Raw genomic sequence first — 24,009 nt, 5'->3', positions numbered from 1 at the left:
GGAGGGCGGGAGTCGCTCTGGGCGCCGGAGAGTAGCCTCGGGCGGGTGCTGACCACGGTCATACCGGACTTCACCTGCCGGACGGCCAGCCCGGCAGGTGAAGGCCTCAGATCAGCGGACCAGTCGATCCGTGAAGGCGTTGCCGAACACCCGGTGGGGATCGAGCCGGTCGAGGATGGAGACGGCTTCGGCCCACTGCCCGGCGCCGAACGAAGCGGGTACCGCCGACTCGATGATCTGCTGGTCGGCCCAGGCCGCCGTGTCCGTATAGCCCCAGCCCTTGGACCACTCGACGCGCGCGAGGGCGTATGTGCCGTCGAAGGTGCTCATGAGGAAGCGTTCCAGTTCCCGGTAGAACTCGTGGGCTCCGGGCGAGGTCGGCTGGGTCAGCACGTCCACCCACACCACGCAGTCGTAATCCGGGTGGTCGGGGTGTGGCCGGGCGACGGACAGCAGCGGCGGGCGGGCGCCCGGTGCCGCGGAGTCGCCGGGTTGGTCGAGGCCACTGACCCTGATCTCCACCTGCCCGTTGATCGGGAATCTGCCCGCCTCGGCCCAGTCCGCGAGCTGCTGCCGGTAGTAGCCGGCGAACTCGGAGACAACGCGCTGGACATCGGCGCGCCGGGTGAGGATCCCGTATCCGTTGGCCGTCTCACGGAGTGTTGTGGGGCGCAAGTAGAACTGGAGGGTGTGCGAGGGACCCCACAGGTCCTTCGCGAGGGTCGCGGTCAGTCCGGTCGCCGCCACCGTGTACTGCGCTGCGCCGAGCGCCGGCGCGAGGAACCAGGAGCCTCCGATGAGAAGTCCGGCCAGCCGGGCGACCGGGGTGGGGATGAGGTCGCTGAAGGGATAGTTGTACGGGGCGTACACCCGCCTGGAGGTGAGTGGTCGCCGCGGGCTGAGGCTCCACACCTTGAGCCAGGGCCGGTCGGTGAAGGCGAACCAGATCGCCTCCACCCGTCCCGACTCGGCCATGAAATCCGCGAAGGTGTTTCCCCGGGCGGCCAGTGCGCTGCCGGGTGCGGCGAACAACTCGTCGGCGGTGAGGTCGACGCGGCTTTGGCAGCGCAGCGGGATGTCCTCGCCGGCCTGGATCTCGGCCTCCACGATGAGCCCGCGCCCGAGGTGGGTGGCCAGCGCCTCGCACTCCTCGTCGGTTCCCCGGCGGAAGGTCTTCACGACATAGGCGTCCTGCCCCGCGTCCCAGACAACCGCGGTGAGGGACAGGACGAGATTGCTGAGGCTTCCGTAGGTGTGGCCGGGGCGGGCGGACTCGCCGTCCGCGGGGACGCTGGTGCCGTGCGCGTCGATGGCCAGCGTGCCGCCCAGGGTCAGCTCCCCCGGGGCAGGAGTGTTGGTGACGCCCAGTCCGTGGCCGGCGAGGAAGGCCATCAGCGTTTCGAGGGTCACCCCCGCCTGCGCACGTACCGCGCCGGGGGCGCCGGCGGGCGGGGTGGTGAGTGCCATGGCCGTCAGATGCTTGGTGGTGTCGAGCAGGAGGACTTTTGCGTCGTGCCCGGTGGAGGGGGTGATGGTCAGGGGCGACCAGTTGTGCGACTTGCCCCGGGCGCGGAGCCGCCAGCCGTTGGCACGGGCCCAGTTGGCGAGGTCGGCCAGATCCTGCCCGGTGCGGGGCGCGCAGGCCCACAGACCGCTGTGGGTGATCTCGCCGGCCCAGTTCACGTAGGGGGAGAGGTAGGGCACGAGCCCGGCGGGAAGGCCGGGTGCGGCGCTCGGAACGATGCCGGGCGCCGCGGCGGCCGGGGAAGCCCCGGCTATCGCGGCGCCGAGCGGGATTCCTAACGCTCCGGCGGCCGCTGCGGCGCGGAGCACACCGCGCCGGGAGAGGCCGGAGGGGTCAGGAGAAGCGGCGGAGGCGGCAGGACGTGCGGAGGACTCCGATTGATCAGACATGGTTTGAATGTAGGCGATCAGGACGTCATTGAGGGTTCGTACACCAACTGCTGAAATCCGGCTGTGTGGGCGAGGGGCCGGGCCGTCCGTAGACCGAGCGGGGTCAGGATCCGCGGTTGTCGCCTCCGCGGCAACAGGCTTCGGATCCCGGCTGGCTCAAGGATCCGGGGCGCCCGCACCTGAGCCGCGTCGGTCGGTTCAACACAACTCGTCGGTTCAGACGGAACTCGTTGCCCATCGCGGTGTGCGCTCTTGGTCCGGTACGCCGACCCGTGCCCGGAAGGCGTCCCAAGCAACCAGTGGGCTGGCACCTCGGGCAGTTCTACACCGGGGGACCGGGGTGGACACAGCCCAGCGTCGCGCCAGAAGAAGGCCAACGGTCCGCACGGTGAGTCGACCACACGGCCTCAGACCAAGTCGAAACCGCCGGCTCTGGCCCCCCGACCCTGGGTCCAATCCAGCTGCCCCGGACCTCGGAAACCCACAGGTCCAGCGAGATCGCCTCTCCGGCCTCGCGGCTGAGCCGACTGCGGTGCATCTCCCACTCAGTTCACTGAGCGCCGAGAACCTCTGCGGTGAAGCCCGCACGGGTCGCGAGCGCCACCAACTCCTCGGCCCGTGAACCGCGTAGACACACCACCGGGTAGCAGTCCGAGTCGATGTCGAGGACGGCGAGAGCGGCACCGATCTCGCGGTAGTGCCGGCCGCAGGCCTGGAGGAAATCCGCCGTCGGCAGGAGCATCTCATCGGCCTCGACCAGCACCCAGGGGTCCACGGAGGGACGGGACACAAGCCCTCCCAGTCGGGCCCGGATCTCCTGTGGATCCTCCTTCCAGTCGAACTCCGCGAGCAGTCGGTGCTCGTCGAGCGCGTCGACCAGCGCTATCCAGGCCAGGGCCGGGACGGGCCCGTCAATGCCCCGGTCCGCCAGCCGAGCCGCGTACGCGCGGACATATCCGGTGGGGTCGTCGTGCGCATGTAGCGCCTGCTCGGCGACGGCTGGAGCGGCGGGCGCCAGCAGCGCCGCGACGGTTGCCAACGAAGTGCGGCTGGTTTCGGTTCCGGGCATGGTGTGCACTCCTTCAGCAGCCGTGCGGCCGCGGACGGTCTGAGGCAGACGCGCTGTTCGGCATCGATGGACACCATGACACGGAGGTCTGACATTGATGCTGGTACTCAGGTTCCGGCGGCCGCCTCGAACCAGGCCGCCAAGGCGATGGACCGCTCTGTTCGCCCGCCGATAGGGAGGGAATCGGGTGCTGGACTGTCCGGTCGTGTCTGTTCTGGGATGGGGACAATGGCCTATGAGCCCCTTTTCCCGCGGGGGTTGATGTCCCGTACTGTGGCGATCGGCCATGCACATGAGATGAGTTACGCGGGGGAGTGGCTGGTGGCGGGGCGTCGTGAGGTTCCGGTGGATCCACAGGCGGGGCCGGTGCAGGAGTTCGCCCATGCGTTGCGGAAGTTGCGGACGGAGGCAGGTCAGCCGACCTATCGGGAGTTGTCGCGCGAGGCGGGTTTCTCGGTGACCACGCTGTCGCTGGCGGCGTCCGGCCGGGAGTTGCCCAGCTTGAAGGTGGCGCTGGCCTATGTGCGGGCGTGCGGTGGTGATGTGGGGGAGTGGGAGGCCCGCTGGCGGGCGGCAGGGGCAGCCGTGCGGGACACCGCCGCGGCCGACCGGACGGAGCCGTCGCCCTACCGGGGACTGGCCCGGTACGAATCCAGCGACAGCGACCTGTTCTTCGGTCGAGACCAGATCACCGCGGATGTCCTTGACCTCATCGCTCGGCAACGTTTCGCGATGGTGTTCGGGCCATCCGGCAGCGGGAAGACTTCACTACTGCGGGCGGCGGTGATACCGGCACTCCGCGAACCGAGGACAACGGCATCGACTCCGGCACTTGCGGGGATTCGCATCCTCACTCCCGGGCCCTCTCCCGCGCGCACCCACCGTCATCTCCTCACCGATACCCGTACCAGCCAGGGTGGTGAACCCGACGGGGACGTGCTGGTGATCGTGGACCAGTTCGAGGAGGTCTTCACTCTCTGCCAGGACCCCGACGAGCGTGATGCTTTCGTCCGGATGCTGCTGGAGGCCCGTGACCCCGCCAGTCGGCTACGGGTGGTGTGTGCGGCCCGTGCCGACTTCTACCGTCACTGTGTCGAACACCCCGACCTCGCCGACGCGCTGCGTGACGCGCACCTTCCCGTGCCACCGATGACGCCGCCCGAACTTCGCGACGCCATCGTCAAACCCGCCGCCGCGGCCGGACTCATCGTGGAACGCGAGTTGACCGCCCGTCTCGCCGACACCGTCAACGGCCGCCCCGGTGCGCTGCCCCTGCTCTCCCACGCCCTGCTGGAAACCTGGCACCGCCGCAGCGGGCGCATCCTCACCACCACCGGCTACGAGGAGGCCGGGGGCCTTGACGGAGCGGTCGCCACCACCGCCGAAAACCTCTACACCCACCTCACCGCATCCCAGCAGAACACCCTCCGGCAGCTCCTGCTGCGTCTGGTCGCCCCCGGCCACGACGACAGCCCCGACACCCGTCGCCCCCTCACCCGCGGCGAATTCGACGCGTTCCGCACCAGCGGTGACAGCAACGGCCTGATCGAGGCCCTCGCCCAGGCCCGTCTCGTCACGCTCGACGACCAGAGCCTCGAACTCACCCATGAGGCCCTCCTCACCGCCTGGCCGCGACTGCGGGGCTGGATCGACGAGGCCCGCGAACGCCTGCGCATCCATCGCGCTCTCACCGAGGCCGCACACACCTGGCACACCCTGGAGCGCGACCCAGGCGCCCTCTACCGGGGCACCCGCCTCTCCCAGGCGGAGGAACACCTCGACGCGGATCAGCTCACTCCGCTCGAAGGCGCCTTCCTCACCGCCGGGACCGCCGCCCGTGGGCAGGAGCAGCAGGCGGCCGTCCGCGCCTCGCGTCGTCTGCGTCGGCTGCGGACCGTACTGTCGCTGATCGCGGTCCTTGCCCTGCTCGTCGGCGGAATCGCCTGGCAGCAGGACCGGTCCCGAAACCGGGAAGAAGTCCGGGACGAGGCCCGCCGGATCGCCGCACTCACCGAGAACATTCGCCGAAGCGATCCCAAGACGGCGATGCGGCTCGGTCTCGCAGCCCATCGGATCGCGGACCTGCCCGAAACCCGCGCGGCCCTGATGTCCGCCGCCACGCAGAAGGAGGACGACGTCTTCATCGCGCCTGACCCGGGAGCGGCGGACCCTCACGTTCGGTTCCTCCTCACGGCCGACGGCCGATCCCTGCTCAGGCTCGGCACCCGGGAGGTTGTCCGTTGGGATGTCGCCACCCACCGCCGCACCGGTACGTTCCCGGGCCTGGGCGCCCATGCCCAACGCGTCCAGGGGATGAGCCCCGATGGGCATCTGCTCGCCGTGGGAATCGAGGACACAGTGCTGTGGGACATCCGGACGGGCCGGGTGGGGGACTGGAAGGCACCCGGAAGGATGGCGGAGTTCGGCTCCAGCGGCCGGACCATTGTCGTCAGCTCCGTCTCCAAAACACCCCCCTTCAAGGAAACCGTGCAGCTGAGGGAGGTGGAGACCGGGAGGGTGCTCTGGCAGCTGGTATCACCTGGGGCCACTCTGCCGACGGGGGGAATGACCGCGGTCAGTGCCGACGACCGTCTGGTAGCCGTCTGTGAGGCGGGTCGGCAGGTCCGATTGTGGGAGGTGGCCACCCGTCGCCCGGTGGACGCGCCCTGGGCGCCCCAGGCCAGTGGGCCCAGGGACGTCAAGGACCCCGTGCGGACCTGCCACCTCTCACTCCGCTTCACCAAGGGCAGCCAACGCCTTGCTCAGGAGGGCCTTGCGGGTGTGCGGGTGTGGGACATCGCCTCGGGAAGGCAACTGACCAACACCATCAACACCGCTGATCGCAGGATCGCCCACAGCTCTGATGGCGACTATCTGGGGACACAGGGCAAGGGCTCGATCCAGCTGCTGCGCATATCCAAGGACGAGGGACCCCCCGCCTTCCAGTACGCCGTGCTCGACGACCGTCCGGAGCAGTTGGTCGTCGACATCGAGCAGCGGCAGATTCGCTATCTGATGGGGAGGACGGTTCGCTCCCTCAGTATCGAAGGAGCGGTGACATCCGACTGGTCCGACACGAGAATCGTGGCCGCCCCCGGCCCGGGCAACCGCACCCTGGCCTCGGTGCGGGTCGCCACGAGCGCGGGCAGGCTGCGATTCAAGCTCAGCGGCGAAGGCGGCCCGGTGACCGAGTTCTCGCACGCCTGCACCCCACCCTCCGCATCACCGACCCAAGAATGCCCGGTGGTCATGGCGTTCAGCCAGGACGGGCGTGCCGCTGCCTTCGGCTCGCAGACCCAGGCAGGGCAGGGCACTCTCCTGGAGACCCTGGTGGTCGTCGATGTCCGCACCGGTCGGACCACGGCCGTCATCCGCAGGACTGTGCAAGCCTACGGTTTCCAACACCACCTGGTAGACATCGCCTTCGCACCGGACGGCAAGTCCCTGTTCGTTTCCCGGTCGGATTCCCTGCCGGCGGACCACTGGGATCTTCGTACCCGCACTCTGATCCGCACGGTCCCGGGGTTGTGGGGCGCTTTGGCCTCCCGGCCCGGGGACGGTGTGGTGTTGTCAGCGAGCGGAAATCTGCTGGAGGTGAAATCGGGTCGGATGACCTCCACGCCCTTGGTCTACGAACGCGTGGATGCCCTCTCCTACAGTCCCGACGGCAAGTTCCTCGCGACGGTTGACAGATTCGGCCGGGTCGCCCTGTGGGACCCGGTCAAGCAACGGCGGTTGTCCGAATTCCCGGCGGACCCCGCCGAACCGTCCGACGCCGCTGAGGTACTGGCCTTCTCACCGGACAACCGCACCCTGGCCGCCGGTTCCGAGGGTTCGGTGCGGCTGTGGGACGTGCCGTCCCTCCGAAGGCTCGGTATGTCCCTGCCCACCGGGGGCAGCACCGTCTCGGCGCTTTCCTTCAGCTCCGACTCGCGCGCCCTACACGCCACCTACGGGAGGATGCCACCACAGAACTACCGGCTTGACCCGGCCAGCCTGATCGCCCGCGTATGCGCTCGGGTCGCCACCGGCCTGTCCGAAACCGACTGGAAAGCCAATGTCAGAACGGCTTCCTACCGCTCTACCTGCGCAAAGCCCCGCCGTTAGGCGGATGCTCCCGGGGTGGAGGCATGACCCCGAGCGGGGGTTGTCCTTTCCATGGTGGGCCACTCCGCCGTGGTCGACTGGGGCACCGTCATGCAACGGCTTCGACGAACACACCTGTGCGGGATCTCGGGGACTCCCCCGGGTAGCAAGCGGCTAGGCGCGGCCGACGTCGAGTTCGTCGCCCGCCTATCGCCGGTAGCGCTGGACCTCATCGCCTGTTTGTCGCCGGTAGCGATGGACAGGGCAGGGTGCCTGCGTCGGCGCACACACCGCCGCCGGCGCACTCACCGTGACCCCACCATGGTGAAGCCTCCCACCGAGCGGACCACTGCCCCGTCTCGCCCCTTGCGTACACAACGTCACCTCTGCCCTCGAACGCCGGCCAGAGGGCGATCACAGCACCCTTCCGCAACATCCCGCTCGACCGGTGCGCGGTGGCGCGATCGTTCAAGACATCGCAGCCCCGCGGACGTAGCGTGTTCACCAGGTGGTCGAGGAAGGGGTGTCCATGGACGAGTACGCGAGCGCCCGGCTGGTCGGGCTGGTTCAGGGGGCACTGGCCGCCGAGGGCATACACACCGTCGCCCCCACGGGGGACGGCGCGCTGCTGCCGTTCGATGCGAAGCGTCGCTTCCTGACCGGTGTGGCCCGGGAGTACGGTCTGCTGCCGTTGCTCCGGGTCGGATCGCTGCTCTCGGCGCACACCTCCGATCCCGCCGTCTCCGCACTCCTGAGCGCGGTCGACCCCCACGATCTGTTCCACCGGTGGCAGAGACTGGAGCGGTTCACCCACTCCCGCCATCGTGTGGAGATCGTGGAGCAGGGTCCCGGGCGGTTGGTCGCCGAGCACGTGGGGCCGCGTTCCGCACCGCCCGAGCCCGCTGAGGACGCGCTGGTACTGGGCGTGCTCACCGCACTGCTGTCCCTGACGGGTGCGGGAGACGTGATGGTCACCGTGGGCCGCGACCGGCCCGTGACCGTGATGGCACACGGCGCCTTCACCGCACCACCACCCACCGATGACAGCGGCTGGTGGCGGTTCACCTGGTCCGATGCGGCCCGTGACGTCCGCGTCCGCACGGCGGACACCGGCAAGGACACGGTAGCGCGGACCCGCAGAATGCTCCGCGCCGATCTCGCCCGGCGATGGGCGCTTGCCGATCTCGCCACCGAACTGCGCCTTCCCGTGCGCAGCATCCAGCGGCGGCTCACCGGAGTCGGCGGCTTCAGCGGACTCATCGCCACCGTACGCACCGAGGCCGCCGCCGAACTCCTCATGCAGAGCCGGCACCCCGTGGGTGTGGTCGGGTTCGCCTGCGGCTACGCCGACCAGCCTCACTTCACCCGCCACTTCAAACGTCACACCGCCATGACACCGGCGGCATATCGAGCGGCGTTCCGGCTGTCACCGCCGGTGCAGGCGCCTACCCGCACCACGCACCCGTAAGAGAAGGACTCGATGGAACTCAACGGCACAACCGCGCTCGTCACGGGCGGCGCGCGCGGCATCGGACGAGAGCTCACCCGCCAACTGGTCTCATTCGGCGCCCATGTCGTGGCCGTGGGCAGCAACCCCAAGGGCCTCGCGGAACTCGCGGCCGAGCACGGCACACTGGTGTCGACGGATACCGTCGACCTCTCGGACCCCGAAGCCGTGGACGCCTACACCGACGAACTGCCCCAACGCCATCCCGGGCTGTCCGTCGTCGTCAACAACGCGGGCGTACAGAACCTGAGCGACTTCCTGACTTCCGACCCGCACCGGATCCGACCGCTCCTTCGCCGTGAGCTCGCCGTGAATCTCGACGCGGTCATCACCCTTTCCACCGGGCTCCTGCCCCATCTGAAGCAGCACCCCTCAGCCGCGATCGTCAATATCAGCAGTGGGCTGGCCGTCATCCCCAAACCCTCGGCTCCGGTGTACTGCGCCGCCAAGGCGGGGGTGCGGACCTTCACCCGTGCGCTGCGCTACCAGTGCGATGACGCGGCCCCGCACATCCGCGTCATCGACGCGATCCTCCCCCTGGTCGACCGACATGACGGCCGGCCGCGGCCGGGGAAAGATCACCCCGGTACAGGCGGCACACGCGGTGATCGACGGCCTCCGCCGGGACAGGACGGAGATCTACATCGGCAAGGCACGCCTTCTCCCCGCCCTCATGCGGGTCGCCCCTTCGCTCGGATACCGGGCGTTGCGCCATGGCTGATGCCCCGAAGGTCGTCGCGGCACACCCCACCAGCCGCGCGGGTCGTCTTCTGATACGTCTCGACGGCGCCGCGCACAGGCCGTGGTTCCTCCCGACGCTCTCCGTCTTTCCCATGAGTGACTACGCCCTGCCGGTGCTGCCGAACCAGCTGCTCCTCATGGGGCTGTCGGCGCTCCACCCGCGACGTTGGCGCATGATCGCGCTCACCTTCGTGCTCGCATCGGCCACGGGCGCCTTCCTCACCGCCTTGGTCTTCCAGACGGCAGGGCCATGGCTGCTGAGCACCATCGGCGGATTGGCCCCCCAGCGAGAGGAGTTGCGCGAGGTCAGCGGGCTCATCACACAGTACGGGGTCTGGGCCGTGGCGGTCCTCGCATTGCTGCCCTGGACGCCCCGGGCCGCCGTGGTGATGTGCGCGCTGGTGGGTGTCCCGCCCTGGACGATCGCCGTGGCGGTTCTGGTGGGCCGGCCGGTCCCCGTCACACTCCTCGCCCTCGGCGGGGCTCGGGCCCCCCTTCTGCTGCGCCGTTCTCGGCGATTGGACCGGGTGCTCACGGAGGTGGAGACACATCGAGCACTCGCCGCACGGGGCGCGGGTGGCGCTGGGACCAGTGATGAGTAACCGCTGGCGGTCGGCGGTCGGCCGTTGACAACAGGCGTACGGCTATGGTCGCCCTCGGCGATCAGGGCTCCGCGGCGCCCGAGCCACTCCGCGGCCGGGCCTGCACGTTGGCGCGCAGCGCCACGAACGTCTCCGGCACCGCTTCTCAACGCCACCCAGAAGGCCGTCGCCCCGTTCAAACCGCCCACGGCCGCCGCCGAAGCGCGGGTGCGCTGGCTCTGATCGTGTAGTCGAGGTGCTGAGCTGCCCCGTCCAAGGCTCCAGTCCGCGATCACCGGACACGGCTGGAGGGACCATGGCGAGAGGTTGCGCGAACCATGATCCCTCTGGTGCCAGGGCCGAGCCCTCTGTCCGTCGTTGTTCGTCCACCCGGTGGGTTTGACGCAGACGCCCCTTCCTCCAGAACCTGAACGAGATCTGACTGCCCCTGCCATGACTCTCGTTGAGGGTGCCGCGCGCGTGGAAGTCCTTGTTGCCCACGGACCAGTCGGTCGCGAGCCCGCTGTCGTTGAAGCACTCGCCGTGCCGGTGAGGACGCGGTTCCCGTTCGAGTCTTGATTCGGTTGGTCCACGGGACAGAGGTACGGGCTGGAGAATCCCGGATGGCCCACGGCTGAGCTCAGCCCAGTCGCCGGGCCCGACTTCACCCGCCGTCTGAACCGTCATGTGGTGCGGCGACGCGGCGCTCTCCGGCTCAGCCACCCGGCCGGGCAGCGGCTTCGACTACTCCGCGAGACGCTGGAGCTACCGGTGGACGACCAGCAAGTCGTCGCCCTTCTCCTCGCGGACGACCAGACGGTCGAAGCCATTGGCCGGATCCAGCGTGAATATCACGCAGGCTCCATCGGTATCTCGTGATATTCGGAGTGTGTTCAGCCGCTGGCCCCGACCCGAGCCGGAGTGCGCACAGACCGCACTCGACACCTCCATCTCGGCCCTGACCTGCGGAAGAGTGAAAAGCTACGGCCGGAGGAACAACCGGCCCCTGAGACAGGGAAGTTGGGTACGCGCCAATCTGCCGATGTGGCCTGGATCACAATGCAGATTGGCCTGTGGTGATGACGGGGAGTGAATGGTCTACTCCAAAACGCGTTCAGGATGGACGTGCCGTCCCGGGTTCCGAGAACCCATGGGGATGACCCCCGGGCACTCGGAACCGCCACGGTGCACGACCGATGAGAGAGGCGAACCTGTGACGTTCCTGACCCGACTCGGCGACACCCTGCTGAGCAAACTGGCCCCCGAGACCGAGGCTTCAGCCGCCGACAACGCGTGCCTCGGAGTTTGTGCGACCGGCGCTTGTCAAACTGCCTATGTCCAGGTCGGCGCATGCGTAGCCACCCGGCTGCAGAAGCGGTGTTGCCGCGTGGGTGGTAGCGCCTGCCCCGTTGTGACCTGCGGTGCCTGGAAGAACTGCGGTGTCCTGACCTGCTGACCAGTCCTTCCGTCCGCTGACCACAACCCGACGAGGAGGGCCCGTGTTCCGCCTGATGCGGCGCCATCCGGCGCTTCACTGTGCCAGATCCATGGCTCTCCTCGCCGGGATACCGATCGCGGTGCCAACGTGCTGACGGCCACCACGGAGTCCAGCAGGCGGACCCTCACCGGCGCCGTCTCCAAGCGCGGCCAGGGCACCCTGGTCCGCCGCCACGACGCGGTGCAGAAGCCGGAGAAGCCCCTGCGGCCGATCCGGCCCAACTCCATCTCGGACGTCCGCGACGCCATCACCCTCAATCAGGTCGCCACCGTGCGGCGCGTTCCGGGGTCGGATGTCGCGCCGCCGCTCGCCGTGCTCGGACACCGGCCGCAACGCGCCGGGACCCTTGTCGGCCTCGCGCGACAGCTATCGAAAGGCGCTTGGGGGACGTGCGAAACGAACCGGCACCGGCGGTACGGCCGGGGGCAGTCGTCCGTCAGGGAGAAGCGGGCCACCTTCTCCATCACCCCGCATCCGCCAGAGGCCCGGCCCGGCCCCGCAGCGGAGGAGGCGATGGCGAACCGCGCCCACCGGGACCTGACCAACCGTCACTTCGCGGTCCATCCCCCGGGCGGGCGCCAAGAGGTGTGCAAGGGCGCGCTGTCGCCCGCCCCCTCACCCGCCGCGTACCTCCAACAGCCGCCGCTCGTACTCATCTCGACGGCGACGGTGGCGGTGAAATGGCTCGTTGACCAGGCATACCCGTCCTACCGGCAGACCGTCGTGCCCGTCTCTACGACCCTGCTGCCAGTCGCGGCGGCCTTCACCTTCCAGGGAGCACCCGCCGGTTCGCCGCTGGGCGCGACCATCTCGGCGCGGGCCCGGTCCACCGATGTCGCCGTCGTCATGACGACGGCGCCTCAGTCCCCGGTGCCCGTGGACGATGTGATGTACCGCGCGTCCGAATCCGCCCTGCTGCGGGCGGTCGGCTGGGGCGAGGAGGCGACGATCCGGCCGGTACTGCTGAAGGGGACGCTCATCGGCCTGCTGGGCACGGTTGCCGGGACGCGTCGCGGCGAGATCACCGCGCCATGGCTGACGCCGGGCGCCGGAGCGGGCGACCTGCTCGTACCGGGCGCCCGGATCGTCCGCACGGGCGCGGTGCTGTCCGCGGCGGCCGGACTGGTCCCCGTACCGATGCAGTGGCGTAAGCCCACGGCCCGACTGCTGGCGAAGGAGCGAGCATGACATACGCGGTGCTCATGGCGCGGCTCGCGCTCGCCGGGGTCCTCCTGGTGTCCGCGATCGCCAAGGCGCGGTCGTTCGGGGAGACCCGGGCCATGCTGGACGGCCTGCTGCGGCGGGTCGGCCCCGGCGCCCGCCGCCTGGCCCGGCCCTCGGCCGTCGCCCTGATCGCGGTGGAGGGCGTCACCGCCGTCGCGCTGCTCGGCCCGGTGCAGACGGTACGGCCCGGGTTCATCGCCGCGGTCGTGCTCACCGCGGGGTTCACCGCTGCCGCCGTGGTGGCCACCGTCTCCCGCGCCGAGGTGTCGTGCGCCTGCTTCGGCCGTCCCACCGCACGGCTGGGCCGACGGCACATCGTGCGCAACACGCCTCTGCTCGGCCTCGCGGCCCTGGGGTTGGGGGGAGCCGGAGCCGCCTCGTGGACCTCACCGGCGCTGCCCGCCGTGGTCCTGTGCGCCGCCGCGGCGGTGGTGATCACCGTGGTGACCGCCTTCTTCGACGACATCGCCGACCTGCTGGCCGCGCCCTGACACAGCGGCGCGCGGCCCGCACCGTCCCACCCGCACCACACCGCCCCCGCACGCGATGCCCCGACATACCCGACTCACCCCGACGAAAGGGAAGTGGCATGGTCTACGTGTCCATCGGACTGCTGCTCGTGGGAGCCGTCACCGCGCTGAACCTGGTGCTGATCCTCGCAGTCATCCGGCGGCTGCGCCGCCACGAGGAGGAGCGCAAGCGGCTGTTCGATCCCGAGACCGTGGAATCCGGCCCTCCGACGGGTGAGCCGCTGCCCGCCTTCACCGCGGTCGCCACCGACGGGACGCGGGTGGCCTCGGACGCCCTCCTAGGCCGGGAAGCGGCACTGACGTTCCTGTCCACCGACTGTTCCATCTGCGTCTCAGCGGCGGCCGACCTGCCCGAGTTCGCCCGGCTCGCCGGCCTGGACGCCACGCAGATGGTGGTGGTGATCGCCGGGGAAGAGAAGAAGGCCCGGGAGATCGCAGCCCCGCTCGACGGGGTCGCGATGGTGGTGCTGGAGGAGGCCGCGGGGCCGCTGTCCACGCAGTACGCGATCATGGGCACGCCCACCACGGTGCTGGTCGACCCGGACGGCAAAGTCACCTATGCCCGCGCCGGCACCAATCCGGTGCTGGACCGCACGCCGGCGTGAACGCGGGCCGGGGGGAGCCCGGGGCGCACCGGCTCGGTGGGCCACGCGGCTTCGTCGCCGGCGCGGGCGCCGCGCTGGGGCTGACCTGGCGCGCCGGCCCGGTCGCCTTCGTCTGCCACCTTCTGCTGACCGTGGTGCAGGGGCTACTGCCCCCCGCCCTCACCCTGCTGACGAAGTGGCTCTTCGACGCGCTCCAGTACGGCCGGGACACATCCGGACCCTCCCCCTTGGCGCTCGCGACGGGACTCGGCGCGGTCACCGCGCTGATGGCCCTACTGCCGCTCGCGGCGGACTACACCCAGGCCCGGCTCCAGCGCGGCATCGCACATCTGGCGCAGCAGCGCCTGTACGGAAAGGTGAACCGCTTCATCGGTCTGTCGCGGTTCGAGGACCCGCAGTTCCTGGACCGGCTGCGGCTGGCCCAGGACTCGGCGATCAGCGCACCCGCCGGGATCACCACCGCGATGTCCGGCCTGGTCCAACAGTCCATCGCGGTCCTGGGGATGGTCGCGGTCCTCTCCGCGATCTCCCCGTGGCTGACGGTCGTCACCGTCGCCGCGGCGGTGCCCGTGCTGCTGGTTCAGATCTCGCTCACCCGGCGCCAGGCCGCACTGCTGTGGAGGATCAGCCCCCGCAACCGGCGCCAGGTCTTCTACCAGGGACTGATGCTGGACGTCTCCGCGGTCAAGGAGGTGCGGCTGTTCGGCGCCGGGGGCTTTCTGCTCGACCGGATGGACTCCGAGACACGGGACATCAACGCCGCGGAGGAGCGGCACGAGCGGCGGGTACTGGCCTCCCAGTCGCCGCCCGTGGTGCTCAGTGTGCTCATCGCCGCGGGCGGACTGGTGTGGATAGTCAACGGCGCGCTGTCAGGGCGGTTCGGCGTCGGCGACGTATCGGCCTTCCTCACCGCGTCCGCAGGGGTACAGGGAGCGCTGTCCACCATGATCGCCCACATCACCGGCGGCTATCAGAGCCTGCTGACATTCCGTCACTACGTGGATGTGAACCGCCTCCCCGTCGATCTGCCGGTGCCCCCCGACCCGGTACCCCTGTCGCCACTCGCGGACCGCATCGAGTTCGACGACGTCTGGTTCCGCTACCAGGACGACGGGCCCTGGGTGCTGCGCGGGGTGAGCCTGACGATCACTAGGGGCGAGTCCGTCGCCCTCGTCGGCCTCAACGGTGCTGGCAAGTCCACTCTGGTCAAGCTGGTCTGCCGACTGTACGACCCGACGCGGGGCACCGTGCGCTGGGACGGTACGGACATCCGCGAGATGGACCCGGCGCGGCTGCGGGACCGGATCAGCGCGGTGTTCCAGGACCGGGTGGCCTACGACCTGTCGGCGACGGACAACATCGGCATCGGGGACCTGCGCCATCTCGGCGACCCCGGACGGATCGCCGACGCGGCCCGTCGCGCCGACGCCCACGACTTCATCGGCGAACTGCCGCGCGGCTACGCCACGCTGCTCTCCCGCACCTTCCCCGAGGCCGACAACGAGGAGACGGGCGAGCCGTCGGTGGGGGTGGCCCTGTCCGGCGGCCAGTGGCAGCGCCTCGCGCTGGCTCGCGCGATGCTGCGCGATGACCGCGATCTGATCATCCTGGACGAGCCCACCGCCGGCCTCGACGCCGCCGCGGAACACAGCCTCCACGAGCGGATGCGGGCCCACCGCGCGGGTACGACCAGTCTGCTGATCTCCCACCGGCTGGGCACCGTTCGCCGAGCGGATCGCATCGTGGTCCTGGCGGGCGGCAGAATCAGCGAGTGCGGCAGCCACGGCGAACTCGTCGCCCTGCGCGGTGAGTACGCACGGCTCTTCGCGCTCCAGGCATCCGGATACACCGACGACGCAGCAGAGGACGAGGAGGTGGCGGTGTGAGCGACCCTGCGGACGGGGCGGCGGCGCGGGGGAACCGCCGGGGCACGGCGAACCGGCAGAACCCCCTGGTTGAGGTCAGCGGCCTGTGCGAGACGTACGCGAGCGGCCGCGGAACCCCGGTGCGGGCCCGCGACGAGGTGGGCCTGGCGATCGAGGAGGGCCAGACGGTCGCCCTGACCGGCCCTTCGGGCTCCGGCAGGTCCACCCTGAGGTACCTCCTTGGAGCGCTGGAGCAGCCGGTCTCAGCCATGACCATGATGCCGGCCACCCACGCCCCTGACGTGGTGGCCCGCCGCGACTCGGACGGCAGGATCGTATGACATGGCCCCTCGTCCTGCCCGCTGCGCTGCTCTGCGCGGGCGCCGCCCTCGCCGCGTGGTGGGTACGGCACCGCTACGTGGCCGTCACCGTGCGCGGGTACAGCATGGTACCCACCCTGTCCGACGGTGACCGGGTTCTCATCAGGCGCGGCTGGCGCGGACTGCGGCGCGATGACATCGTGGTGGTCGCCTGCCCTGATGTGGTCACCTCGTGGCGACAGCGGCCACCGGTCTCCGGGGACCTGACGGCCACCGAGTGGTTCATCAAGCGGGCGGTCGCGCTGGCGGGTGACGCGTTCGGCGCTGAACCAGTACCGGCAGGCCATCTCGCGGTGGTCGGCGACAGTATCTACAGCGACGACTCCCGGTACCACGGTCCCTGCCCGGTGGACCAGGTCCTGGGCGTAATGGTACGCGTCCTGGGCCGAGCGGCCCCGGCAGATGCCGCAGGTGGGAGCATGCACCCGAATCCGCATGGTGGGTGAGGCCCCGCGCCGCAGCGAACCTCCTGACCGCCCTCCTCGCCCCGGGCACCGCCGCACACCGACCCCACCAAGCCCTGCCCCCTTGACCCCGGCCCCCATCTACGGAACACCGACCCTCCTCACAGCCTGCGCCCAACTCCTCGCCGCAGTCACCGGACCAGGCGTGTTCCCGGGCCACCGTCTGCGGTGGGGCAGAGATGATGGGCGTACTTCTGGGCCTGGGTGCTACGTCGCGGGGACGGCCCGTTCAAGAGGTTCTACGTTCGACGCGCTGTAGATGACGCGGTCGGGTCGGTCGCCCTTTTCCGGGCCCGCGGCCGTGAACGCGGTCTTGTCGGCAAGGAGGGGCAGCCCCTCGCCGGCCGGTGTGGTGACCGGCCGGCCGGGGTGCGGGGGAGGGACGGTTCTACTGCATGTCTGTCTGGGTCAGTCTGCCCAGGTCGTAGGCGTGGAGCGCGCGTTGGCACACGTGAGGGAGTGGGGCCGGTCTGACGCATTCCACTTGACCAGTGGTCTGATCCATGGTGGTTTCTGGATGTGGCTGTGGCCGGTCAGCGCCACGGTGACGGGGATGCCGGCCCTGGCGCTCCGGGCCCGGTAGATCGCCCGTCCGCCCTGGTACATCCCGGTGTCTGTCGCCAGGGACGGGTCAAGACAAGACCGCCCGGTTTCAGGTCCCCTGTCGCTCGTCCGGCGTCGTTTGGGCATGTCCTCCTCCCGGGGTCTCCCGCTGGCTGTGCGAGACGTCGAGCAGGTCGTACGGCAGTTTGCCGAGGCAGGGTGCGGCGGCGGGCGTCGAGGTGGATGACAAGGGTTCCGGCTTCTCGGGCGGCCGGGATCCAGAACAGCGAGGCCCCTTGTGTGGGGACGCCGGCGAAGACTCCCACCGCCTGGTGATGGGCTTCGGCCGCGAGGGAGGGGTGATACTGATCGTGACAGTCCCTCCGCCGCCGGGCGGGCCCCCATACGAGCCGGGTGGCGAGGGCGCACCTTTGCCGATGTCTCCGAGGGGAGCCGCTCATGACCACGGCGAGAGACCTGTTCATCATCACCCTGGACCCGGGAGCGAAGTATTCCGTGGGGCAGGGTGACCTGTCGCTCGCACTCGCGGGAGCCGAGCTGATCGATCTCATCGGTGCGGGGACGGTCGCGGTGGACGACGACCGCATCGTGCCGGAGGGGCCGCTGACACTGGACGATCGGCTTGCGGCCGAGGCCGCCGCGGGACTCATCCAGCAGGCACCCTACGAGCGGATCGAGGACTGGCTATGGCGCCGGGGCCGAGACCTGGCGGCCGCGTACCAGGCCGCCCTGGAGGAGGACGGCGAGCTGACCCGCAAGCGAAGCGGCGCCTCGCCCTTCGGACCACGACGTGTGGAACCGGTCGATACTCCCGCGCGCCGCCTGGCGGTCTCCCGCTGGGAGGAGAAGGAACCCGTCCTGTGCGCCCTTGCCTCGGTCGTGGGCATCCGGGCCGAACGATCCGACGATGAGCCTGGCCTCGCTGACGAAGCGGTGACGGCCGTGGTGGCCGCTGTCCACAACGCGGTGATGGAACTGGAGGCCGTACGCCAGAGGCGGTCCATCGAGAGCGCGGCCTTCGCCAATGTCTGGCGTGGAGTGTGAGCCGGAGGGCGCGGCCAAGCCCGACGGCAGGAGTGAACAGTCGCCCGCCCCGAAGCAGGGGAAACAGCCGGGACGCAGTCTGATCACTGCGTCCCCTGAGACACCGCCGAGCCAGCCCTCGCCGCGACCGGCCGGCGCCGCGTCTCGGCGTGCGACGGTCCGTACTACCAACCGGCGACCGATGACTCCCCCTTCGGCTGGTACCCGGCGGCAACACGGCTCATCCCTCTGCCCGAGGCCCTGCGCCCGAGGCCATCGCTCCGCGCCGACCGGTGGATCCGTGAGGTCGGACAACGCGCCGCCCGAACAGACCAGTCCGGACGCCCGCGGCCAGCCCCCGGGCCACCGGCCCGCACACCTGACCAGGTGCGGCCGTCTTCCTTCACCCTCCTCGACGTCCAGCCGTAGTGGAGCGGTACTCGGCAGGGGAGTTGAGTAGGACCCGAGCCCCGGACAGCAGATGCCCACCACTCTCAGCAGCGCCGAAATCCGGAGTTGTTCGAACTCAGAAGGGATGCCGTGACGCCCTCATGGGTGGCGTTGTGTCAGCCTGGACCTTGTCACCTGGCCCTGTGGCCCTGTCAGGTGCCGTCGGGAGGGAGTCCCGGCCGCAGTGTGGAAACACGATCGCGAACGGGCCGACCGCCATGATTGACTCGTCCCGCTCGAAGAAGTTGGTTTCGGCTCCGGCACGGAACATCCAGTCGGAGACGTCCTGTTCACACTGGGAAAGTACGGGGAAACGTGAGAACTACAGCTCGAATGATGGCCACGAGCGTCGCCGCGATAGCGCTGATGGGGACCTCTGTCAGTGTCGCCGAAGCCCAGGCCGCACCCCGAGCCGCTGCCGCCACCGGTGTGTGGCACTGCTCAGGCACGAAGATATCGCGGTGCATCGAGAAGGTCGCCACGAACAAGGTTCGGGTGAACTTCGTCAACAAGACGAACAAGGCCGTCAAGGGCCGGTTCGGCGTGACGTGTCAGGGGAGCTCGGGCCAGCGCGTCTACGAGCTGAAGAAGAACCTGTCCGCGCGTGGCGGATACCTCTCCGGCACGATCACCTGCCCCGCCGGGTCGAGGGACTATGCCCTCGGATGGCAGATCACCGCCGACACCTACTACAGCCCCACGATCAGAATCTGACCCACTCGCTCAGGGCGACCTGCTGCGCTCCCCACGGCCTGTTCCTCGGTGGCCGCAGCGGCTCGCGCCCGGGCAGCCGTACGCCAGGGCTTCGCGCCGGTGAGGAAGCTAGGGAGCCCCCGCGGTCGAGCACACCACGTCTTTGCGGATGGCGCGTGGGGCACCTTGGCCTTCCCTGCCTCGCGGCTGCCTGGGCGGATGGTTCGCGTAGTCACCCGCTATGTATCGGGTGAGGGCTTGAGGCGCCTCCTCGGCGTCGTGCCGCAGCCCGTGCCGCTCGGCGCGCGAGCACAGGAACGCAACCACAGGAACGCGACCCGGCCGGCGAACGCCCCCGAAGCGCTTGCGTCCGGCGGCCTGGTCAAGTCGATCGACGGCCTGCCGACCGGGCGGTGGAGTGGGCGCGGTCCGCTGCCGAACGGGCCTGCTGCTCGGCGGTGGCTGCTCGCCGGGCAGCGGTCCGGGCCGTGCGCTGATCGCGTCGGGCACGGCGGATCTGCTCCTCCAGGTCGTCCACGGCGGCGCTGGCCGCCGTCTCGGCTTCCTCTGCCCGCTCCCGTTCCGCCTGCGCGAGCTCCAGTGCCTGCTGACGCTGCTCAGCCTCCGCCTCGGCTTCGACCGATGCCCGGCGTGCTTCCGCCAGCCGCCGGTCCGCCGTGTCGCCCTCCTGATGCCCAGCCGTCGCGCGTACAGCACGGGCGCCATCCGACTCCGGGACAGAGGGCCTGCTCGTCCGTCGACTGGCGTGGACGGGGTCGATGGAGCCGAAGCCGTCCGGGGGCTGCGGAACGGTGACCAGCCTTCCCTTCGCCCACACGGCTGCCGCCTCCGGGTCGGCGAGGACCGCGCGCAGGATCTGCTCCACCTCCTGCCGTACGGTTTCGGCGATCGGCTGCCCGGCATCGCGGGCGAGGTCGGCGGCCTGGCGGGACAGAGCCGCGACGACCCGGTGACGGTCGTGCCCCAGCTCTCGGAGCGCTGCGCCGTCCAGCTCTCGCTGGGCCTCGCGCAGATCCTCCCCCAGTTGCAGGAACCGCTCGGTCGCATCGTGATCGTGACGGGCGAGGAGGTTCGCCGCCCAGGCCGCGAGCACCGGTCTCCGCAGTGCAGCAATCCGTCGCGCCGTCTCCCGGTCGCCCTCCTTCCGGGCGCGAGCGACGTACACGGCCCGCTTGGCGGTGAACCCGTCCGGGCGCAGCGCATACAGCGTGTCGGCCACCTCGTCCTCGTCCACACTCCCACTGTCCGCTCCGCGGGCATGGACGGCATCCTGTGACTGGTCGCCGTGGATGACAGTGGCGAAGCCCGCCGAACGGGCGTGGTGCTCCGCTCCGGTCGCGATAGTTGCCAGCGTTGGGCCATCATGGCTGGCGTTGGCACGGCTCAGGTTGCTCGGGCTTCCCGCCACCAACACTGAGCTGTTTCTGCTGGTCATCGGCTTCGTCGAGCTCGCTGATCACACCGGCGACGCATGGGTGGCCGTTGTCGCGACCAGATGACGTCCATCGCGACAGCCACACACTGCGGTCTCAGTCTCCGTCGCGGACCGTTCAAGTATTCGAACAGGTTCACCATTTTCGGGTCACCGAGCTGGCCGGTCTCCGCCTTCGACGAACTCCTACGCGAGATCCCCGCCCCAGTCCTGGCCGACCCTGATCGGCTGCCGCCCCCGGCTTGACCTCCGAACGCGCCTGCGTCCTCGCCACCTGTGCCGCACCGCGAACCCGCGACGCCTGAGCCCGCCCCTCAAGCCCGGGGAACACACCCGCCTCACGAATAATGGGAGGTCACCGGTAGCGGGAGCCGGGTGAGGGTCACCGGCAGCGGGGTCGGTCGGCAAGGCGTGATTGCAGGCTGATGTGCCTGAACTCGTAGAATCCTCCGACCTGCCTGAGTACGCCCCTCCGCTCGTGGGCGTCGGCGAGGAACGCCATGATGTCGCGCGGAAGCCGCTGACGCAGAGCCAAGTCGTACCGTGTGAAGGTGAAACGTCCCCAGGATGTGTGCGTAGCAGCGACAGAGAACGAGAAGGCGAGCCCGTAGAACTGGATCGTCAGCACCCAGGCGAGCGCATCGGTCTTACGGGGCTCCATTCCCAGTGAGGCCGCCAGATCGAACGCGACGGCGGCGGTGCCGTCTCCATCCATCCCCAGCGCAGCTGTCAGCCCGGCACCTGCTGTGATCGCCAGCATGAGGGTGATCACAAGGCCGTGGAAGACACTGCGGTCCCGTACCAGCAGCGTTCGGGGCCCGGTAGCCGTCGCAACGCTCGCTGATTCCGATCGCAGACCCAGGGCAAGAGCCACGACAAGCGCGGTGGGAACTCCGATACCCAGCATCAGTACCGCGAATTGCTCGCCGACGTAGAGGGCAGTGACCAGCCCAACGGCCAGCCCGCCTGTCAGCCCGAATCCGGCTCGGAGCGTTGACCATCGCAGCCCTCCCGCAGGCACGGCGGCGGTTCTGCCCCCGCGCCTGCGGGAGAGCAGAACCGCTGCGGACTTGCGAAGAAGACCAGGGAGCAGGGCAAAGACGAAGCTGGCCACCAGCGCGCTTTCGAGTCCGCGCACAAGGCCCGCTGTGAAACCGGCTCCCGAACCGTATCCAAGACACAGTTGGGGGTAGTCGCAGGGGCCGTATCCCAGCGCGAATCCGGAGCCGTAGCCGTACCCGAACTCAAGGCCGCAAAGCACCCCGAAGAGGATTCCAAAGACAACGCGGCGAACGAGCCAGGGTGAGGCATCGTGAAGTTTCCACCAGGCGATGTCGGTTGTGCCGTCCAGAGTGTGCTGTAGGTGCCGAGCCAGCCAGACGAGCGTTCTTTCCACCTGGCGAGGTGTCCATCTGCAGGGGTAGCGGGGGTGCGGACGGTAGGCAGCCGGGACGAAGGCGTCGAACAGATGGGCTTCCACGGAGGACGGGTCCGGAAAGCGCCCGGTGTCACGCAGTTCAGCGGGATCGGGCAGGGCAGCCGTGTGCTCACCAGGCCTGGGGTTGTAGATGGTCCGGGCCAGGAAGAGCATCAGCGGTGTGCGGAGTGCCAGTGCCGAGGACGCCTGGCTGCCGAGATCAGCCAGCAGGAGATCCCAGCGGGCGGCTGCGGCGGTGCCCTCACCGCCCGCGTCCCGTTGGAGGTAGGCGCCCACTACTTCCGGCTCCAACGGCTGGAGTTCGATACCCGCTGCTCCGGCTAGTTTCACAGGAACGGCGGACGAGACGGCAAGTGCGTCGCGGTAGTCTGCGGCCCGGCTGGAGAGCACCACACCCTGCCCCATGGGCAGCGCCGCGTTGACCTTGTCGAGGGCCGTGGCGCGGACCGCAGCGGGCAGCTCGTCAAACCCATCCAAGATCGGCAGGATCAGGTGGTGATCCAGCAGCGCCTGCGCACGGCTCATGCCGCTCAGCGATGCCGGGGCCGGTTCCCCCAGGCCGACGTAGTCCTGGATCAGCCGCTCGACCAGCCATTCGTCCAGCTCCTGCGCGGCAGGATTCCATGACGCGAGGGGAAACAACACGGGCACCGCGTCACCTGCGGAACGCTGCTCGACCACAGCCAGCACCATACGGACCAGCAGCATGGTCTTGCCCGAGCCAGGGGGTCCAAGGACGGCCAGCCGACGGGTGGGAACCCGCCGAAGGAGTACGTCGGTGATCTCCGCGTCCGCCCCTGCGAGTTCTTCTGGGCCCGCGGCCCATGCCTGCGGGTCGGACTGCGGGCCTCCCGGCCAGCCAGCTGCCGTCGTCCGCAGAAGCGACCAGTCCTCAACCAGACCAGAATCTACCGGTGCCCAGGAAACCGGCAGTGGATACGGGTCGTTGAGGCGGCGTACCCGTGCCTCGTCCTCCCACTGGCTGCGCACCGACGCCGCGAGGTGATCGGCAACTTCCGCCAGACCGGGTTCCGCAGAGGCTTGCGCACGGGCAGCGACTCGGAAGCCGGCCCAGGCCAGATACAACCCCGCCAGCGAGGGCAGCAAGGTGACCACTGTTCCCCCGGCGCCCGATTGGCCTCTGTGGGCAAACCACAGAGCCCCTCCCATTCCGGCTAGCGCTAGGGCCAGATAGACCAGCCCGGTGCGCCGCGTCGGCCCGCTCATGAAGTGCGGACCGTGTGGGACTGCGGCAGCCGACTCGCAACACCGTTCGCCGATGCGCGGGGTGGGGGCGCGATGACCGAGAGCACGGACTTGCCCGCCACCAGGTGCCAGTCACCATCCACCAAATTCCAGCAGGCCAACACGTCTTCCGGAGGCCACTTCTGCCGCACACCCGCCCCTTGTCGTCGGCCCTTCGGGCGTTCACCCGATCAGCTCAACGAAGTTCACCAGCGCCAGGAAACGGCTCTCCAGACCCGCCGGCGAATTAGTTGCTCCCTGGTGTCCGAGCGAGGGCTACACGGCCGTCTCGATCCGTGCCCAGGCGACGACGGTCTGTTCAGCCCGTAGCTGATGATCGGTGGCGGGGTGGGCCCCGCGCCTCGGGGTAAGGGCCTCTGGGAACCGTACGAGGGGTTGCACTGCCGAGACAGCCGCCTGCGAGGAGGCGCTGCTGTCCGCCGTCAGTTCGTGGCGTCCGTCGAACAGGGTTCCAGTCGCGGCCCGTATGAGCAGGGACAGTGCGACCGCTGGGGAACGGCCGGATGTAGCGGTCTGTCGGCTACGAGAAGCGAGTCGAGCGCTGCGTGCTCGATGCCGAACACGGAGTACTTCACCCCGCGCCCGGCACGGCGGTCGGTGGGATGGGGGGCGGGGCGGGTGTCAGGTGGTGGGTGAGGGTGTCGCCGGTTTCGGGGGT

Annotated in this window: 17 protein-coding genes and 1 pseudogene; 14 read left to right on the top strand and 4 right to left on the bottom strand. The window is 69.6% G+C overall.

The window, feature by feature from the left end; all coding sequences use genetic code 11:
• Nucleotides 1–111: 111 nt before the first annotated feature.
• Nucleotides 112–1,914, bottom strand: coding sequence for a cholesterol oxidase substrate-binding domain-containing protein (locus NBG84_RS08425; protein WP_250918664.1), 1,803 nt, complete (start codon nt 1,912–1,914; stop codon nt 112–114).
• 550 nt (nt 1,915–2,464) lie between these two features.
• Nucleotides 2,465–2,983 carry a DUF6630 family protein gene (locus tag NBG84_RS08420; RefSeq protein ID WP_250918663.1) on the bottom strand — a complete coding sequence of 173 codons (519 nt, stop codon included), beginning with the start codon at nt 2,981–2,983 and terminating at the stop codon, nt 2,465–2,467.
• Nucleotides 2,984–3,280: 297 nt separating this feature from the next.
• On the opposite strand from NBG84_RS08420, the gene NBG84_RS08415 reads away from it, so the two are divergent.
• From NBG84_RS08415 to NBG84_RS08355, 13 genes and pseudogenes are all read left to right on the top strand, one after another.
• Nucleotides 3,281–7,090 (top strand): nSTAND1 domain-containing NTPase, encoded by a 3,810-nt coding sequence (locus tag NBG84_RS08415; RefSeq protein ID WP_250918662.1) that lies wholly within the window; start codon nt 3,281–3,283, stop codon nt 7,088–7,090.
• A 508-nt stretch (nt 7,091–7,598) separates the two neighbouring features.
• Nucleotides 7,599–8,537 (top strand): helix-turn-helix transcriptional regulator, encoded by a 939-nt coding sequence (locus NBG84_RS08410; protein WP_250918661.1) that lies wholly within the window; start codon nt 7,599–7,601, stop codon nt 8,535–8,537.
• 12 nt (nt 8,538–8,549) lie between these two features.
• Entirely contained in the window at nt 8,550–9,350 is an 801-nt protein-coding gene (locus NBG84_RS08405; protein ID WP_250918660.1) for an SDR family NAD(P)-dependent oxidoreductase, read from the top strand.
• A gap of 59 nt (nt 9,351–9,409) precedes the next feature.
• Nucleotides 9,410–9,919 (top strand): VTT domain-containing protein, encoded by a 510-nt coding sequence (locus tag NBG84_RS08400; protein WP_250918659.1) that lies wholly within the window; start codon nt 9,410–9,412, stop codon nt 9,917–9,919.
• Between the two features lie 666 nt (nt 9,920–10,585).
• Nucleotides 10,586–10,657, top strand: a pseudogene (locus NBG84_RS41360) (hypothetical protein); the annotation flags it as partial.
• A gap of 826 nt (nt 10,658–11,483) precedes the next feature.
• A complete protein-coding gene (locus NBG84_RS08390; protein WP_250918658.1) occupies nt 11,484–12,584 on the top strand; it encodes a hypothetical protein in 1,101 nt (366 codons plus the stop codon).
• Nucleotides 12,581–13,111: a MauE/DoxX family redox-associated membrane protein gene (locus NBG84_RS08385; RefSeq protein WP_250918657.1), complete on the top strand. Its 531-nt coding sequence runs from the start codon at nt 12,581–12,583 to the stop codon at nt 13,109–13,111. The genes NBG84_RS08390 and NBG84_RS08385 overlap by 4 nt, the downstream gene beginning before the upstream one ends.
• A 98-nt stretch (nt 13,112–13,209) precedes the next feature.
• A complete protein-coding gene (locus tag NBG84_RS08380; RefSeq protein ID WP_250918656.1) occupies nt 13,210–13,755 on the top strand; it encodes a TlpA family protein disulfide reductase in 546 nt (181 codons plus the stop codon).
• The gene (locus NBG84_RS08375; RefSeq protein ID WP_250918655.1) at nt 13,752–15,641 is read left to right on the top strand and encodes an ABC transporter ATP-binding protein; all 1,890 of its coding nucleotides are present in this window, start codon (nt 13,752–13,754) and stop codon (nt 15,639–15,641) included. The genes NBG84_RS08380 and NBG84_RS08375 overlap by 4 nt, the downstream gene beginning before the upstream one ends.
• Nucleotides 15,638–15,961, top strand: coding sequence for an ATP-binding cassette domain-containing protein (locus NBG84_RS41040; protein ID WP_250918654.1), 324 nt, complete (start codon nt 15,638–15,640; stop codon nt 15,959–15,961). The genes NBG84_RS08375 and NBG84_RS41040 overlap by 4 nt, the downstream gene beginning before the upstream one ends.
• Complete coding sequence (locus NBG84_RS08365) at nt 15,958–16,446, top strand: S26 family signal peptidase (RefSeq protein ID WP_250918653.1); 489 nt, start codon at nt 15,958–15,960, stop codon at nt 16,444–16,446. The genes NBG84_RS41040 and NBG84_RS08365 overlap by 4 nt, the downstream gene beginning before the upstream one ends.
• A 1,020-nt stretch (nt 16,447–17,466) precedes the next feature.
• Complete coding sequence (locus NBG84_RS08360) at nt 17,467–18,072, top strand: GOLPH3/VPS74 family protein (RefSeq protein ID WP_250918652.1); 606 nt, start codon at nt 17,467–17,469, stop codon at nt 18,070–18,072.
• Nucleotides 18,073–18,837: 765 nt separating this feature from the next.
• Complete coding sequence (locus tag NBG84_RS08355) at nt 18,838–19,215, top strand: hypothetical protein (RefSeq protein WP_250918651.1); 378 nt, start codon at nt 18,838–18,840, stop codon at nt 19,213–19,215.
• 361 nt (nt 19,216–19,576) lie between these two features.
• On the opposite strand, the gene NBG84_RS08350 is transcribed toward NBG84_RS08355, so the two are convergent.
• Nucleotides 19,577–20,449 (bottom strand): hypothetical protein, encoded by an 873-nt coding sequence (locus NBG84_RS08350; protein ID WP_250918650.1) that lies wholly within the window; start codon nt 20,447–20,449, stop codon nt 19,577–19,579.
• A 139-nt stretch (nt 20,450–20,588) separates the two neighbouring features.
• On the opposite strand from NBG84_RS08350, the gene NBG84_RS40550 reads away from it, so the two are divergent.
• Complete coding sequence (locus NBG84_RS40550) at nt 20,589–20,714, top strand: hypothetical protein (protein WP_285366481.1); 126 nt, start codon at nt 20,589–20,591, stop codon at nt 20,712–20,714.
• A 315-nt stretch (nt 20,715–21,029) separates the two neighbouring features.
• Here NBG84_RS40550 and NBG84_RS08345 read toward each other — a convergent pair whose 3' ends face one another.
• A complete protein-coding gene (locus tag NBG84_RS08345) occupies nt 21,030–23,312 on the bottom strand; it encodes an NACHT domain-containing protein (protein WP_250918649.1) in 2,283 nt (760 codons plus the stop codon).
• Between the last annotated feature and the right edge of the window lie 697 nt (nt 23,313–24,009).

It is taken from the genome of Streptomyces albipurpureus (genome assembly GCF_023701525.1).
In the GTDB taxonomy this organism is placed as follows: Bacteria; Actinomycetota; Actinomycetes; order Streptomycetales; family Streptomycetaceae; genus Streptomyces; species Streptomyces albipurpureus.
Note: the sequence above shows the minus strand (reverse complement) of the source record. Positions and strands in the feature narration are given on the sequence as shown.